At 70.6% G+C, this 14938-nt stretch carries 16 protein-coding genes; 8 read left to right on the top strand and 8 right to left on the bottom strand.

What is annotated here, in order from left to right; all coding sequences use genetic code 11:
• Window position 1: 1 nt before the first annotated feature.
• Together crtL and H8F25_RS16825 are read left to right on the top strand one after the other, a co-directional pair.
• Window positions 2-1357: a lycopene beta cyclase gene (gene crtL, locus H8F25_RS16820; protein WP_231597400.1), complete on the top strand. Its 1356-nt coding sequence runs from the start codon at window positions 2-4 to the stop codon at window positions 1355-1357.
• A 73-nt stretch (window positions 1358-1430) separates the two neighbouring features.
• Window positions 1431-1991 carry a PAP/fibrillin family protein gene (locus H8F25_RS16825; protein ID WP_231596932.1) on the top strand — a complete coding sequence of 187 codons (561 nt, stop codon included), beginning with the start codon at window positions 1431-1433 and terminating at the stop codon, window positions 1989-1991.
• 189 nt (window positions 1992-2180) lie between these two features.
• On the opposite strand, the gene H8F25_RS16830 is transcribed toward H8F25_RS16825, so the two are convergent.
• From H8F25_RS16830 to xth, 6 genes are all read right to left on the bottom strand, one after another.
• Window positions 2181-3032 carry a mechanosensitive ion channel family protein gene (locus tag H8F25_RS16830; RefSeq protein WP_197211393.1) on the bottom strand — a complete coding sequence of 284 codons (852 nt, stop codon included), beginning with the start codon at window positions 3030-3032 and terminating at the stop codon, window positions 2181-2183.
• Between the two features lie 358 nt (window positions 3033-3390).
• Window positions 3391-4164: an ABC transporter permease gene (locus H8F25_RS16835; RefSeq protein ID WP_197211394.1), complete on the bottom strand. Its 774-nt coding sequence runs from the start codon at window positions 4162-4164 to the stop codon at window positions 3391-3393.
• Between the two features lie 97 nt (window positions 4165-4261).
• A complete protein-coding gene (locus H8F25_RS16840; protein WP_197211395.1) occupies window positions 4262-5194 on the bottom strand; it encodes an ABC transporter permease in 933 nt (310 codons plus the stop codon).
• Complete coding sequence (locus tag H8F25_RS16845) at window positions 5163-6335, bottom strand: PotD/PotF family extracellular solute-binding protein (protein ID WP_197211396.1); 1173 nt, start codon at window positions 6333-6335, stop codon at window positions 5163-5165. Before H8F25_RS16845 ends, H8F25_RS16840 begins: the two co-directional genes overlap by 32 nt.
• 37 nt (window positions 6336-6372) lie before the next feature.
• Window positions 6373-7671: an ABC transporter ATP-binding protein gene (locus H8F25_RS16850; RefSeq protein WP_197211397.1), complete on the bottom strand. Its 1299-nt coding sequence runs from the start codon at window positions 7669-7671 to the stop codon at window positions 6373-6375.
• Window positions 7649-8485 (bottom strand): exodeoxyribonuclease III, encoded by an 837-nt coding sequence (gene xth, locus H8F25_RS16855; protein ID WP_197211398.1) that lies wholly within the window; start codon window positions 8483-8485, stop codon window positions 7649-7651. The genes H8F25_RS16850 and xth overlap by 23 nt, the downstream gene beginning before the upstream one ends.
• A gap of 78 nt (window positions 8486-8563) precedes the next feature.
• Between xth and H8F25_RS16860 the strand changes: the two genes are divergently transcribed.
• Entirely contained in the window at window positions 8564-9046 is a 483-nt protein-coding gene (locus H8F25_RS16860; protein ID WP_197211399.1) for a hypothetical protein, read from the top strand.
• Here H8F25_RS16860 and H8F25_RS16865 read toward each other — a convergent pair.
• Window positions 8946-9845, bottom strand: a complete 900-nt coding sequence (locus tag H8F25_RS16865) for a lipopolysaccharide assembly protein LapB (RefSeq protein ID WP_231596933.1) — start codon at window positions 9843-9845, stop codon at window positions 8946-8948. The genes H8F25_RS16860 and H8F25_RS16865 overlap by 101 nt on opposite strands.
• A 229-nt stretch (window positions 9846-10074) precedes the next feature.
• Between H8F25_RS16865 and H8F25_RS16870 the strand changes: the two genes are divergently transcribed.
• From H8F25_RS16870 to H8F25_RS16890, 5 genes are all read left to right on the top strand, one after another.
• Entirely contained in the window at window positions 10075-10800 is a 726-nt protein-coding gene (locus H8F25_RS16870; protein ID WP_231596934.1) for a hypothetical protein, read from the top strand.
• Window position 10801: 1 nt separating this feature from the next.
• Complete coding sequence (locus H8F25_RS16875; protein WP_197211401.1) at window positions 10802-11458, top strand: hypothetical protein; 657 nt, start codon at window positions 10802-10804, stop codon at window positions 11456-11458.
• Window positions 11455-12789, top strand: coding sequence for a nickel pincer cofactor biosynthesis protein LarC (gene larC, locus H8F25_RS16880; RefSeq protein ID WP_197211402.1), 1335 nt, complete (start codon window positions 11455-11457; stop codon window positions 12787-12789). Before H8F25_RS16875 ends, larC begins: the two co-directional genes overlap by 4 nt.
• Before the next feature lie 167 nt (window positions 12790-12956).
• A complete protein-coding gene (locus H8F25_RS16885; protein WP_197211403.1) occupies window positions 12957-14006 on the top strand; it encodes a lysylphosphatidylglycerol synthase domain-containing protein in 1050 nt (349 codons plus the stop codon).
• Between the two features lie 32 nt (window positions 14007-14038).
• Entirely contained in the window at window positions 14039-14530 is a 492-nt protein-coding gene (locus H8F25_RS16890; RefSeq protein ID WP_231596935.1) for a Fur family transcriptional regulator, read from the top strand.
• A gap of 169 nt (window positions 14531-14699) precedes the next feature.
• Here H8F25_RS16890 and H8F25_RS16895 read toward each other — a convergent pair whose 3' ends face one another.
• Entirely contained in the window at window positions 14700-14933 is a 234-nt protein-coding gene (locus H8F25_RS16895) for a hypothetical protein (protein ID WP_370525771.1), read from the bottom strand.
• Window positions 14934-14938 lie beyond the last annotated feature (5 nt).

Below are 14938 nucleotides of genomic sequence, written 5' to 3' on the forward strand. Positions count from 1 at the left end.
CCTGTCCGACTCCGATGTGCTGGTGATCGGCGCCGGGCCGGCGGCTCTGGTGATCGCCGCCGAACTCGCGGAGAAGGGGCTGGCGGTGACGGCTCTGGCTCCGGCAGATCCGCGCACTCCCTGGGTCAACACCTATGGCATCTGGGCCGACGAGGTGGAGGCCCTGGGGCTCTCCCCTCTGCTGTCCCATCGCTGGCTGGACACGGTCAGTTATTTCGGGGCCGGCGGCGGGCAGGTGGACGGCGGCGATGCTCCCCTGCCCCATGGCCGCGCCTACGGCCTGTTCGACAAGGCTCTGCTGCAGGGCCATCTGCTGGAGCGCTTCGCACGCGCCGGCGGCCGCTGGCAGAAGGGCCTGGCTGCGGCGATCGAGCACGACGCCGATGGTTCCTCGATCCGTGTGCGGTCTGCCGAAGGCGTCCTAGATGCTGCCGCCACCTCCTCGGGAGAGCCCGCTCCCGCGCACCTGCGCGCCGCCCTGGTGATCGATGCCACCGGCCACGATCCGGTGTTCGTGCGGCGCGATCCCGACGGCCCGGTGGCGGGCCAGGCCGCCTACGGCATCGTCGGTCGCTTCTCCGCTCCGCCGATCGCGCCGGGGCAGTTCGTGTTCATGGACTACCGCGCCGATCACCTCAGCGAGGCGGAGCGCCGGGAGGAGCCGCCCACTTTTCTCTACGCGATGGATCTGGGCGAGGGGGTGTTCTTCGTCGAGGAGACCTCCCTGGCCCTGGCGCCGGCGGTGCCGTTCGCGCTGCTGCGGGAGCGGCTGAACCGCCGCCTGGCCCACCGCGGCGTGAAGGTGCTCGAGATCCGGCACGAGGAGTTCTGCCTGTTCCCGATGAATCCGCCTCTGCCGGATCTGCAGCAGCGGGTGGTGGGCTTCGGGGGGGCAGCCTCGATGGTGCACCCTGCCTCCGGCTATCTGGTCGGGGGCCTGTTGCGCCGCGCTCCCGGCCTGGCCGCTGCCGTGGACGCGGCATGGCGGGAGGGGCTGCGGGGCGAAGCGCTCTCCCGCGCCGCCTGGCAGGGCCTCTGGCCGGCTTCGCTGCGCTGGCGTCACGCGTTTTATCGCTTCGGCCTCGAGAAGCTGATGCGCTTTGACGAGGCGCGGCTGCGCAATCACTTCGCCACCTTCTTCTCGTTGCCCTCCGAGCTGTGGTATGGCTTTCTCACCAACACCCTGGAGCCGTCCCGGCTGCTGGCGGCGATGGTGCGCCTCTTCGGCCTGGCCCCGTGGGATGTGCGCTGGGGGCTGATGGGCCTGCAGGGACGGGAGGCGGCGCTGCTGGCCCCCATGCTGCGGCCGGGGCGCCAGCATGCAGCCACCTTCAGGCAGGAGTGGCGCCGTGAATGAGGCGTGCGATGGGATCCCCTCCTCTGCCGGGGGGAGCGAGCCATCCAGGACCCATGGCGGCGCTCCGGACCCGGTGCGGACGGAGCTGCTGGCCCTGCTCCAGCCCGGTGCCGCCGCGGCCGATCCCGCCCGGGTGCGCGCCCTGATCGAAACCCTGGAGCACTCCAGCCCGGCTGACCTGGACCGCGATCGGGCCCTGCTGGCGGGTGTGTGGGAGCTGCGCTGGAGCAGCAGCAGGTTGCCCTACCTGGCCGTCGCACCCTGGCTGGAGAATCTGCAGCTGCTCGATCCGGACCATGGCCGCGGCATGAATCTGCTGCGCCTGAGTGGCCCCCTGGGACCGCTGGCCGGCATCGCTGTGCAGGCCGAGCTCACCCTGGCGCCGGCGCCCGAGGGGCAGCGGGCCCAGCGGGTGGGAGTCCGCTTCGAGCGGGGCGGCTGGCTGGGGCCGCAGCTGGGGGAGCGGCGCCTGAGCCTGTTTCGCCAGGTGAGCCAGAGCTTTCCCGCCTGGCTGGACATCACCGTGCTGGATCAGGAACTGCGGGTGTGCCGCGGCAATGCCGGCACTCTGTTCGCCCTGCGGCGTCGCCCCGATCTGCGTCTGCAGGATCTGATGCCCCACCAGGACGGCTGAGAGCAGCGACTCCTCGCTCTCCCGGCGCAGCTCCGCACCTTGGAGGGGCGTCCTGATGCCGGCCCGATGCTGTGTGCAACAGGACTGCGTGCGTTGTGACACAAAAGAGCCCCGGTGGCGAAGGACCACCGGGGCTGAGGGCTGCAACGGCTCGATCGGCCGTCCCGATGGGCCGTTGCGCGATCCGATTCAGTGGCCCTGGGCCATGGCCACGGGAATGCGCGGCACCGGGAAACCGTTCTGGCTGAGCACCTCGACGATTGTGCGGTTGGTGTCGAAGTACACCTGCCAGTAGTTCTCGTTGCTGGTGTACGGGCGCACCGCCAGGCGGGGACCGCGTTCGCTGAATTCGAGGATTTCCACATCGGCTTCCATGCCGGGGTACTGATTGGGGATGGCTTTGAGGCCGTCCTTGAGCAGGGCGATGGCACGGGCCACATCGGCTGTGTTGTCGAGCTGGGCGATCAGATCGACACGGCGATAGGGATGGGAGGAGTAATTGACGATCGTGTCTCCGAAGAACTTGCCATTGGGAACAATGTGACGCACGTTATCCAGCGTGAGGATCGTGGTCACGAACATGCCCACTTCCTCCACGGTGCCGGTGACGCCGCCGCCTTCGACGAAGTCGCCGAGGCTCACCGGACGGAAGAGCTGCAGGAAGACACCGGCGGCGAAGTTGCCGAGCATGCCGCTCCAGGCGGCGCCGATGGCGACGCCGGCGCCGGCCAGGAGGGCGGCGAAGCTGGCGGTCTGGATGCCGAAGAAGCCCAGGATCGCCACCGCCAGCACCACGCGCAGCAGGGCGCCGAGGATGTTGAGCAGGAAGCCGATCAGGGTCGGGTCCAGGTTGGCTTTCGAGAAGGTGCGCCTCAGCACCTTGGTGGCCAGGCGGATCAGCCAGGTGCCGACGATCCAGAGGGCGATCGCCCCGGCAAGCTTGAACAGGAACGGCACCACGATGGTGGTGAAAACGCCGGGGGCCGCGGCCACGGCCCCAGTGGCCGCGTCAAGGGGTGCGGCGGTCGCAAAAAAAGGCATGCAGCCTGAGTTGGAGATCAATCGCTCTTAAAATGCTGGCCGGCCTGCAGGATGTCAACCATGCCTTAACGCCTGGCTCTGTATCCCCTGCGTCTTTTTTTGGGTTCCGTTGGGATGTGATTCCCGGTCGCCCAATGTGGTGGCCCTGATGCATGCCGCGTCGAGGAGATGCTGAGGCTCGGTCGCCGGCAGGTCTGCGCCCGTCAACGGCAGAATCAGAAGGATCTGGCAGGTTGCGGTTGGTTCCCCGGTCCGGCAGGTGCCGGCGCTGCAGCCTCTGCAGGCATGGATGCTGTTGCATCGATGACCGTCGCTCCTTCGTCCTGGCTGAGGAGGCCGCTCATCAACGTCGCCTGCATCAGCTCTGCTCGCCCCGAAGCCCCAGTGCCAGCAGTGCGGCGCTGACCAGGAGCACCAGCGTCGAGAGCACCTGGATCTGGGGTGCGATCTCCCGTTGGAAGGCCCCGGCGATGTACAGGGGCAGGGTCACCAGATCCCCGGCCGTGAAGCTGCTCACGACGAAGTCATCGAAGGAGAGCGAGAACGACAGCAGGGCCGCCGCCAGCAGCCCCGGCGCCAGCAACGGCAGGGTGACGCGTCGGAAGGCCTGCAGCGGCCTCGCCCCCAGATCCTGGGCCGCCTCCTCCAGCCGGCGGTCCAGGCCCGCCAGTCGCGCCTTCACCGTCAGCGCTGCATAGCTGAGGCAGAACAGGCTGTGGGAGAGCAGCAGCGTCAGCGCTCCCCGCTGCAGGCCCACGCTCGCGAACAGGTTGAGCAGGCTGGCCGCCAGCACGATCTCCGGATTGGTGAGCGGCAGCACCAGCAGCGCTTCCACCCAGCCGTGGCCGCGCGGCCGGAAGCGCCCCAGCGCCAGGGCCATCAGGCCCCCCAGCAGGGTGGCGATCAGGGCCGCCGCCACGGCGATGCTCAGGCTTGCGAGGAAGGCCTGGCTGAGTGCCGCGTCCCGCAGGGGATGCATCCAGTTGTCCAGCGTGAAGCCCTGCCAGATCAGGTTGAAGCGGCCGCGGGGGGCGTTGAAGCTGAACAGCACCGTCACGGCGATCGGCGCGTAGAGCAGCGCAAAGGTGAGGCAGGTGCCCAGCCACAACAGGCGGGATCCACGGTTGCTCATCGGCTGCTCCAGCGGGGTTGCCGGATGCGATCAGCGCGGCGAGTCTCCTGGTCCCCTGGGATCATCGGCACCTGAGCAGGGCGTGGCGCGGCACTGGTCATGGCAGCGGGAGCTCCTGCAGCTTTCTGCCCCGCAGCAGCAGTGCCGCCGTGACGCTGATCAGGAGCATCAGCAGCAGGGTCAGGGCGGACGCCTGCGGGGCCTGGCGCTGCACCAGCAGCAGGTTCTCGATCGCGCCGGCGATCATCCGCTCGTTCGGCCCTCCCAGGAAGCGGGGGTTGACCACATCCCCCGCCGCCGGGATGAGGCTGAGCAGCACGCCGGACACCAGGCCCGGTTGCGACAGCGGCCATTCGACGCGCAGGAAGCGGCGCAGCGGTGAGGCATACAGATCGGCGGCGGCATCGAGGAGCAGCGGATCGATGCGCTCCATCGCCACCACCAGGGGCAGCACCAGGAAGGGCAGGCTGTTGTAGGTGAGGCCGCCGATCACCGCCGCAGGCGTGTTCAGCAGCCGTCCGTCCACCAGCACCCCCAGATGTTGCAGCGGTGCGATCAGCCCCAGCCCGTGCAGCAGGGCCAGCACCGGTCCCCGGTCCGCCAGCAGGGTGGTCCAGGCGATGGCCCGCACCAGGTAGGAGGTGAAGAAGGGCAGCACCACCAGCCCCAGCAGCGCCGCCTTCCAGCGGCCACCGCGGAAGGCGATCGTCCAGGCCAGCGGATACGCGATCAGCAGCCCCAGGCCGGTGGAGGCGGCCGCAAAGCGCAGCGAGCGCCCCAGCACCGGCCCGTAGAGGGCGATCACCTCGCCGTAGGTCTGGATCCGGCCGGTGAACACGGTCCGCAGGCTGAAGCGATCCAGTTGCTCCGACAGGGACAGGGGAATCAGGGCCCCAAGCGGCAGCACGTAGAGCAGGAGCAGCAGCAGGAGCCCGGGGGCCAGCAGGGCCCAGGGCAGCCAGCGGCGCCTTCCCCCCGGCCCCATCGGCCGGCGCCGCTCAGGCCTGACTGATGCGGGCGAAGCGCTCATCGAAGCGGGCCTCCTCCTCGGAGCTCAACGGGCCGAACACCCGCAGTCGCTGCTGCATGGCGGCGTCGGGGAACATCTGCGGGTTGGTCGCCAGCGCCTTGGTGGCCGGATCGGCCGCCAGGATCTCCTGGACCCCCTGCACCGGCGAGATGTACTGGACGCTCGCGGCGATGCGGGCGGCGTTCTCGGGGTCGTAGACCCAGTTGAGCCACTCAGCCACCGCCTGGCGGTTGCGGGCGCCCCTGGGCATCACCATCACATCGGCCCACAGCACGCCGCCGGTCTCGGGAACAAGGAAGCGCAGCTTGGGCTGCTCCAGCACCAGCTGGGCCACATCCCCCGACCAGGCGATGCAGGCGGCGAAGTTGCCGGCCAGCAGATCGTCCTGGTAGTCGTTGCCGGTGAAGGCGCGGATCTGGCCCGATTCCCGTGCCTTCTGCATGCGATCGAAGGAGGCCTGAGCGGTATCCCAGGTGGGCCGGCTGATGTCCTGCCCGTCGGCCAGCATGAGCAGGCCGAGGGTGTCGCGCATCTCGGTGAGGAAGCCCACCTTGCCGCGCAGGTCGGACGCGAACAGATCGTCGACGCCCTTCAGCTCGCGGCCGGTGACCTCGAGGTTGTAGGCGATGCCGGCGATGCCCGACTGCCACGGCAGCGAGTGGCGCTGCTGGGGATCCCAGCTGGGATTGCGCAGGGAGGGCATCAGGTTGCGGGCATTCGGGACCTGCTCCAGAGGCAGCGCCTCCACCCAGCCGAGGCGGATCAGCCGTTCGGCCAGCCAGTACGGCACCACCACGAGGTCCTGGGCGATCGGCCGGCCCGCGGCCAGATCCGGCTGCACCTTGGCGAAGAAGGTCTGGGCGTCGTTGAGGTCCTCGCGATAGGTCACCGCGATGCCGGTCTGCTTGCTGAATCGCTCGACGCTGCCGGGCACCCCGTCCTCGCTGGGGTCGATATAGATCGGGTAGTTGGAGATCACCAGGCGGCGCTCCCCCGTCGCGCCGGAGTCCGGGGCGCGTCGGCCGCATGCCGCCAGCAGGGATGGACCGGCCACCGCGGCCGTGGCCGCCAGGATCGAGCGTCGCAGGAAGGTCCGTCGTGTCGAGGCAAGCGGCGGCCGGCTCGGGGGCGGTTGGCGCATCGTCAGGGGGCGGGGATCGGTGAGGACGGGCAGAGGCTCATCGGGGCGGCGCTCCCAGCTCCCCGGGAGTGGCTGTGTCGGGCGGAGCGCCACGCAGCGGATGGGTGTCGGCCGGATCCCAGACGCACCAGTACGGGCAGCCGGGAGTCAGGTTCGCCGGCAGGTTATCCCTGGCGGCCAGCGCCAGCAGTTCAGGGCCGCTGACAGCGGCATCGACCGCCGCCGCTGGGCCGCCGCGGCGCGGTTCGTGGCAGACCGCTGCGGCCGCGGCCCCTGGAGCTCCTGCCGGTTCCTTTGCCCCAGCTGCCTGGGGCGGGGGGCCTCCGGGGCGCCCGGGGCCGGTCGGGGCCGCGCCGGCTTCAGCCTGGGGCAGGGGCTCGAGTGCTCGCAGCCGCAGCTCCAGGGTGGGCCCCTGGAAGGTGACGCTCTCCAGCTGCGCCCGCACGCCCTTTTCGCCGTCTGCGGGGGGGCGGGCGCGCAGACGCAGGTGCTCGGGCCGCAGCAGGGTCCAGCCGCCGCGGCCATCGGGCAGAAGGTTGGCGCCGCCCAGGAAGGTGGCCACGTAGGGGCTGACCGGTCGGTCGTACAGCTCGCGCGGACTGCCCACCTGGGCGATGCGGCCGCCGTGCATCACCGCCAGCCGGTCGCTGAGGGCGAGGGCCTCCTCGCGGTCATGGGTCACGAACAGGAACGTGATGCCCACCTCGCGCTGGATCCGCTTGAGCTCCCCCTGCATCGTGCGCCGCAGGTTCGGATCAAGGGCCGCCAGCGGTTCGTCGAGCAGCAGCGCGGCGGGTCGGTTCACCAGCGCCCGCGCCAGGGCCACCCGCTGCTGCTGTCCGCCGGAGAGCTGCTGCGGCCGGCGGCGGGCCAGATCCGAGAGGCGCACCACCTCCAGGGCCTCCCCCACCCGCCGGCGCAGTTCGGCGTCGGCCAGGCCGCGGGAGCGCGGGCCGAAGGCGACGTTGTCCCAGACGCTCAGATGGGGGAAGAGCGCGTAGTTCTGGAACACCGTGTTCACGGGCCGCCGGTGGGCCGGCAGGGGCGTCACGTCCTGTCCCTGCAGGTGGATCGAGCCGGCATCGGGGTGCTCGAAGCCGGCGATCAGCCGCAGGGTGGTGGTCTTGCCGCAGCCCGAGGCCCCGAGCAGGGAGAAGAATTCGCCGGCGGCCACCTCCAGGTGGAGGTCCTCCACGGCATGGACGCCGCCGTAGCCGCGCCGCACGCCCCGCAGGGCGATCACGGGCTCGGAGGCGCTGCGCGGAGCCTCAGCCGACCGATCCGAAGGGGTGCCATGGCCGTTGCCGCGGCGCTCAGAGGTCCTCGAGCGGGTCATCGTCGTCGCCGTCCTCGGGTGGCCAGGCCAGGTTCACCACCACCGGCGCATGATCGCTGGGCTGGGGGTTGCCGCGCTGTTCTCTGTGAATCACGCAGCCGCTGGCCCGCTCCAGCAGGTCGCGCTCCAGATAGATGTGATCGATCCGCCAGCCCCGGCCGGTCTCCCAGCCGCCGCTGCGGTAGTCCCACCAGCTCCAGTGGCCGCTCTCCGGTTCGAACAGGCGGAACACATCGGTGAGCCGTTCGCCGAGGAGGGTACGCAGGGCCGAACGTTCGGCGTCGCTGGCCATGATGCCGCCGCTCAGCCGTTCGGGATCGTGAATGTCGCGATCCTCCGGGGCGATGTTGAAGTCACCCACCATCACCAGGGGTTCGCCCTGCCGTTCCTGGACCTCCAGGTAGCGATGCAGGCACTGCAGCCACTGCAGCTTGTAGGTGTATTTGTCACTGCGCAGCGACGAGCCGTTGGGCACGTAGAGGTTGAGGATCCGCAGCCCCTCGATGCGGGCGCTGAGCACGCGCTTCTGCTCCCCCAGCTGCATCGCCTCCGGGTCAGAGGGCAACAGAGGCACGAAGCCCACCTGGACATCCTCCAGGGGCAGCCGGCTGACGATCGCAACGCCGTTGTAGGCCTTCTGGCCGCTGATCGCCACCTCATAGCCCAGCTCCCGGAAGGCCTCCTGGGGGAACAGGTCATCGGCCACCTTGGTCTCCTGCAGGCAGAGCACCTCGGGCTGTTGCCGCTGCAGCCAGGTGCAGACCTGATCGAGGCGCGTGCGCACGGAATTGACGTTCCAGGTGGCGATCCGCATCGGGGCGCAGGCAACTTCAACCGAGCGGTTCTCCTAACATCGAGCGACTCCATTGACTGCCGACTTCGGCACTGAGCCATGTTCAGCGAACTGCGGGTCCGATCCCTGCCGCAGCGTCGGCTGCGGCCCGGCCGGATTCCGGCCTTCCTGGCGGTGGCAACGCTCTCCTCGCCGCTCCTTCTCACCCCCGCACCGGCGGCCGCCCAGCAGGCCGGCTACGGCCAGACCCTCGGCAACACGCCGATGGAGCGTCAGCTCTATGACGGCGGCACCGGCCGCCCCAACAGCGGTTCGATCTTGGATTCCACCAATCCGATCGATCTGATGAACAAGATCCGGCGCAGCACGGCGATGGATGAGGCCACCCCGCCGGCCTCGGCGATCGATCAGGCCCTCCAGCAGCTCGAAGCCCAGTCGTCACCGGCAGCCGCCGGTCCCGATCAGGCCGCCACCGGCGATGTCAGCGGCTCGACCCGTCCTGTGGGGACGGCGCCGGTGTGGGCGCCGTCCGCGACTCCCCAGAGCCCGTCCGGTTCGACGCCCCAGCGTCCTGCCCTCTGAGCGAGGCCAGTCCCCAGCTGGCCGCAAGCCGATCCAGGCGCGGATCCCCCTTGCTGGGATCCCGCAGCCGCTGGCGGGCCTGATTGAGAGCGTCGAGGGCGCCATTGCGGTCGCCCTGCTGTTTCCGCAGCAGGGCGAGGGCGATCAGCGGCCGCTGGTCGTCAGGAAATTCGGTGGCCAGCCGGCGATAGGTCGCCATCGCGGCGGGAATCTGACCGCGCCGCTGCTGCAGATCCGCCAGCAGCAGCCCGAGTCCCATGGCCTGGGGCTGCACCGGTGGTCGCATCGCCTTCTGATAGGCGGCCTTCACCTGGTTCTCGGCCTGGTTGCCCTGGCCCTGTTCCAGCTGCAGCAGCGTCATCAGCTGTAGAGCTTCCATCTGATCGCTGCGGCGATTGAGGATCATGCGCAGCTCCCGCTGGGCGCCGGCACGGTCGCCCTGGTCGCGGCGCAGTTCCGCCAGCAGCAGCCGCAGGGACCAGCGGTCCGGCTCGCGGTCGGCCAGTGGTTCCAGCACGGCGATCGCTTCCTGGCGGCGGTTGAGGGCCACGAGCAGCTCCAGCAGTCGCTGCTGTTCGGCTGGGCTGGCCTGCTGTCCTTGCAGCTGCTGCCGCAGGCTGCGGACCTCCCGCTCCAGCCGCGCATTGGCAGGTGTCGGTGTCGTGGCCGGCGGGCGCTGGCGGCGGCCCAGCCACCAGCCGCTGGCGGCGGCCCCCGCGAGCAGGGCCAGTGCGAGCAGCAGGGCCCCCAGCCGGGCACGCCTCGGTGTCGATTCCGTCATCTGCTCAGCGACAGCCACACCGGGCGGGGCGGTGGCGCTCCCTGGAAGGTGGTTTTCCGGCCAGCCTGCTGCAGCGGCGCCTCATGGTGTGGCAGCGCGTCATGGCTTCTCAACTGCCCTCATCCGCGCCGGACCGCCTGAACCGGGGAGACACATCAGGACCGGAGGCTACCGCCGCTGCTGGTTACATTGGCCGGGCGGCCGGATGCCGCCCCTGCCTCGCGGTGGGGCCCACCCGAACCTGCTCATGCGCCAGCACCCCATCTCCCCGGTCACCGAGCCGATGCAGTACCGGGCCATCGGTGTCGTGCGTGGTCAGTACGTGCCCACCGATGCCGACCATCCCACCCGCGGCCTGATCCGAACCGCTGAGGGCCAGGAGATCGAAGCGGTCGTGCTCGGCCGCCTGCTCACCCTGATGCGCCGTCACCTCGACGCCGAGCAACCCCATCTCTGGGTGGTCTACCCGCGCATCCGCGAGCAGGACAGCCTGCACCTGCAGATGGTCGGCGTGTGGGAGCCCAGCAGCCTCGACCCGGAGGCCACCGATGCCGGCGCAGCGGATGTCCTGCCGGAGGGCGATGACTACTTTTCGATCCGCGGCGAGCTGATCTACACCCGTCCCGAGACCGGTGAGCTGGTGATCAAGGTGCGCCAGCAGCCGCGCCCCGACGGCAGCCGTCCGGTGCCGTTCAAGCTCCAGCTGCGCGGCGTGATCCCTCTCGAGCATCTGCGCCACTTCGTGTCGCTCGATGTCCGGCGCCAGGGCCAGGCCCTGACCGTGGAGTCCTGCGAGGTGATCGGTCCGCTGGCCCAGCGGGGCAACCGCGGCGGCAAGCGACGCCGAGGCCCCGAGGACGGGGCTGTGCGGCGGGAACGTCGGCCCCTGCCTGCCACGGCGGCCACGGCAGAGCCGGGGGAGGCACCGCGTCCGGTGACCCGCAGCCGGGCGATCAGTCGACCCAGCCGCTGAGATGGATCCGGTCGCGGCCGGGCTGGCGGTGCTGGCGATCAGCCTGGCTGCGGTCTATGGACCGGCGCTGGGCGTCTCGCCCTGGTGGATCACGCTGCTGACCGTTCTGGGCCTTGGCTCCCTCAGTGTCGATGCCGCCCGCTTCGGAGGCCGTGGCGGCCATCTGCTGGCTGAGGCGCTCCCCGGCGGGGTCCGCCGACTCCGCCGCATCGCCATCCATGAGGCCGGGCATTGCCTGGTGGCCGAGGCGGAGGCTCTGCCCGTGCGGCAGGTGCTGGTCGGCAGCCTGGCCTGTCTGCGGGCGGGCCTGAGCAGCGGTGGCAGCACGGTCTTCGACGCGCCCGGCCGGGCCCGACTGCCGGTGGAGGAGCTGCGACGCTGGAGCCGGGTGCTTCAGGCCGGTATGGCGGCCGAGCGGCTGATCTACGGGGAGGCTGCCCGCGGTGGCGCCGATGACAGCGCCCTGCTCGGCCAGCTCTGGGGCCTGTCCGGGTTCGATGTCGCCACGGCCCAGCGGGAGCAGCGCCAGGCCCGCCGCGAGGTGGAGCGGCTGCTGAGGGAGCACCGTCAGGATCTGGAGCGGCGCGCGGAGCTGCTGCTGGTCGAGGCTCCGCGGCTGGGTCATCGCTCCGCCGGGTCCGCTTCCTCAGCGCAATGACGCTGGCGCTCGTCGATTGCCCCACCGGTCTGGCCGGCGACATGTTGCTGGCGGCGCTGTTCGATCTGGGGCTCGATGAGGCGGTGCTGCATCACCCCCTGCGGGCTCTGGGCCTGCAGGGTCGCTACAGGCTGGAGCGGGCTGAGGGCCGCAGCGGTGGTCTACGCGGCCTGCGGCTGCGGGTGGAGAGCCTGGAGAGCGAGCCGCCGCATCGGCACTGGCGGGATCTGAAGCGCCTGCTGGACGAGGCTCCTCTGGCGGAGCCTCTGCGAGCAAGGGTGCTGGCGGTGTTCGCCCTGCTGGCGGAGGCGGAGGCGGCCGTCCATGGGCACGCGCCCGAGCATGTGCATTTTCATGAGGTGGGTGCCCTCGACGCCCTCGTGGACATCGTCGGGGTGTGTGCCGGCCTGTTGCACTTCGGCGTCGAACGGCTGATCTGCGGTGTGCCACCCGCCGGCCACGGCTGCGTGGGCACCGCCCATGGGCGGTTGCCGTTGCCGGCTCCGGCGGTGCTGGAGATCGCCCGCCGCGGCGGGATCCCGCTGGCCGGCAGCGAGGATTTCCCGCCGGGGGAGCTCACCACCCCCACCGGTCTGGCGTTGATGGCCTGCTGGGCCGACCGGTTCGCGCCGCCACCGGCCGTCCTGCCGGAGCGAGTGGGTGTGGGCCTGGGAACCCGGGAGCTGGACCGCCCCAATCTCCTGCGGATCACTCTGGCGCGCCCCTGGCCTGAGGCGCCGCCGGTGTCGCCGGAGGGCATCGAGATGGGCGGGGCTCCCACGGGGCCGGAGATGGAGCGTCTCGAGGGGGAGCGCCTGGAAACCGTGGTGCTGCAGCAGTGCCAGATCGACGATGCCACGGCAGAGGATCTGTCCTTCCTGCTGGAGGAGCTGCAGCGGGCGGGGGCGCTGGAGGTGTTCTGCCAGCCGATCGCGATGAAGAAGGGGCGGCCCGGGACTCTGCTCAGCGTCCTGGCACCGCTGCAGGCTGCGTCAGCGCTGCGCCGTGTCTGGTGGCGCCACAGCAGCAGCCTCGGCGTGCGCGAGAGCCTGCAGCCGCGTTGGGTGCTGGAGCGCAGTCAGCGGCGGGCGAGCACCCCGCTGGGAGAAGTGGGGCTGAAGCGGGCCCTGCTACCCGGCGGCGGCGCCCGGGTGAAGATCGAGCATGACGATCTGGCCGCCATCGCGCGGCGTCAGGATCTACCCCTGGCCGATGTGCGCCGAAGGGTGCGTCAGGCCCTGATCGAAGCGGCCGATCCCTGGTTCGCCCCGCCCGTTCCCGGCGCACCACCCCCACCGCAGGCCACCTCTTCCCCTCCTCGCCAGCCATGACGCCCTGGATCGCCTCGCTGTGGAGTCGCCTCCTCGCCGCCGGTCATGCCGTCGCTGCGTCTGCGGCCCGATGTCGGTGGCGGCCGGGTGCTGGCCGCAAGGTTGATGGGTCTGCCGATCCCGCTGCATCGGTCCTCTCCGACCCCGGCACCGACACCGGGCAGTCGATGGCCCGCTCCGCCCGTGCGGAACAGCCCGGCCGCGCGTTCGCAGGCCTCACGCTGCCGGGTCTGAAGGCGGCAGGCCTTCGGCTGCCCCGCCTCTCATTGCCCGGGGGCCTGCGCCCCTGGATCACCTGCCTGAGTCTTGGCTTCGTGCTGGCGGCTCTGCTGGGTCACGGGCGACAGCTGCTGCAGCTCAGCCTGGATGCCCAGGGCTGGTGGTGGCTGCTGCTGGCGGTGGGGCTGCAGGGGCTGAGCCTGCTGGTGAACGGGCTGGCCTGGGTCGTGATCCTGCGCTGGCGGGGCCTGCGGCCACGGCCCGCACCCCTGGTCAGCCTCTATGTGAGCTCCAACCTGCGCAAGTACCTCCCGGGGGGCATCTGGCACCTGGCCGCCCGCGTGCAGGCCCTGCGTCAGGAGGGCGCTCCTCTCCAGGATGGACCGACGGGCACGGCTCCGGCTCTGGTGGCCACCCTGCTCGATCCGCTGCTGGCGGCAGTGGCCGCCCTGGCGCTGGTGCCGCTGGGGGGATGGCAGAACGGCCTGGCGGTTCTCTGCCTGTTGCCGCTGCTGCTGCTCCACCCCCGCTGGCTGCAGCCCCTGTTGCTGCGTCTGGAGCGACAGCGGGCCCGTCAGCTGGGTCTCAGCCAGTCGCTGGAGCAGGAACTGGCTGCCGGCGAGACCGGCGCTGCGGCTTTGCCGGCGATCTGGCCGTGGGGGCCTCTGCTGGTCGAACTGCTGTTCGTGCTGCTGCGCTTTGCCGGTTTCTGGGCCTGCGTCTGGGCCTTCGACCTGCAGCTCAGCCTCGACGTCTGGACCTGGCTGGGCGGTTTCGCTCTGGCCTGGACGGTCGGCCTGGTGGTGCCGGGCGCTCCCGGCGGGCTGGGGGTGTTCGAGGCGGTGCTGCTGCTGCGTCTGGCAGTGGAGCTGCCGCAGGCCTCGCTGCTGGCGGTGGCGCTCAGCTATCGCCTGGTGGTGACGCTGGCGGATGTGCTGACGGCGGCTCTGGTGGGAGCGGATGAGCGGCTGGCCGTCTCTGGCCGTTCTTCGCAATAGGACTTACTGTTGAGAATCGCCGAGCCTTCCTGGTGCTTCCCCCCACTCAGCCTGCGTCCTCTCGCCAGGAGCCGGCGCTCACCAGCGCTGCTCTGAGGACCAGTCTCCACAACCGAGGCCAGCGGCTCACGCCGCAGCGCCAGCGCATCCTTGATCTGTTCGAGGGGCTTGGTGAAGGCAGCCATCTCAGCGCCGAGGAGGTGCATCAGCGGTTGCTGGGCTCCGAGGGGCGGGTGTCGCTGGCGACGGTGTACCGCACCCTGCGGCTGCTGAGCTCGATGGGGCTGCTGCAGGAGCTGGAGCTGCCGGAAGGCGGTCGGCGCTTCGAGCTCGCCGGAGCCAGCCACCGCGATCATCACCATCTGGTCTGTGTCCGCTGCGGCCGCACGGAGGAGTTCGAGAATGCCGCCGTGCTCGCTGCCGGCAACGCCGCCGCCGACGGCCATGGCTTCCAGCTGCTCGAGTGCGTCCTCAACGTCCGCGCCCTCTGCCCGGGGTGTGTCGCGGCTGGCCGCGCCGAATGACCGCGGTGAAACCGCGGTCTGAACAAGCGCGTGAGCGCGCCGAATGACCGCGTGGCAACGCGGTCTGAACTCGCGGCTGGCCGCTCCGAATGACCGCGGTGAAACCGCGGTCTGAACAAGCGCGTGAGCGCGCCGAATGACCGGGCGCTGGCCTGGTTTTGAAATCCGCTCAGCCCTGGCCGTCGATCAGCGTGTCCTTGCTTTGCTTGAGCCCCTTCCAGAGCCGGCGGATCTGGGCATAGGCCTGCTCCTGGCTGAGCTTGCCGTTGCTCTGGAGGCCCACGATCAGCCCCACCTGTTCGGCGAAGGATTCAAGGTTGTGGTGGAACACCAGCCGCTGCGGCGACCAGTCGCGACCGCGATAGGAGCCGTGGGCCTCCATGGGCGAGCGGACCGGCCCCACGGCGG

Origin of the sequence: Synechococcus sp. CBW1004 (assembly GCF_015840715.1) — a bacterium.
GTDB lineage: Bacteria > Cyanobacteriota > Cyanobacteriia > PCC-6307 > Cyanobiaceae > Cyanobium.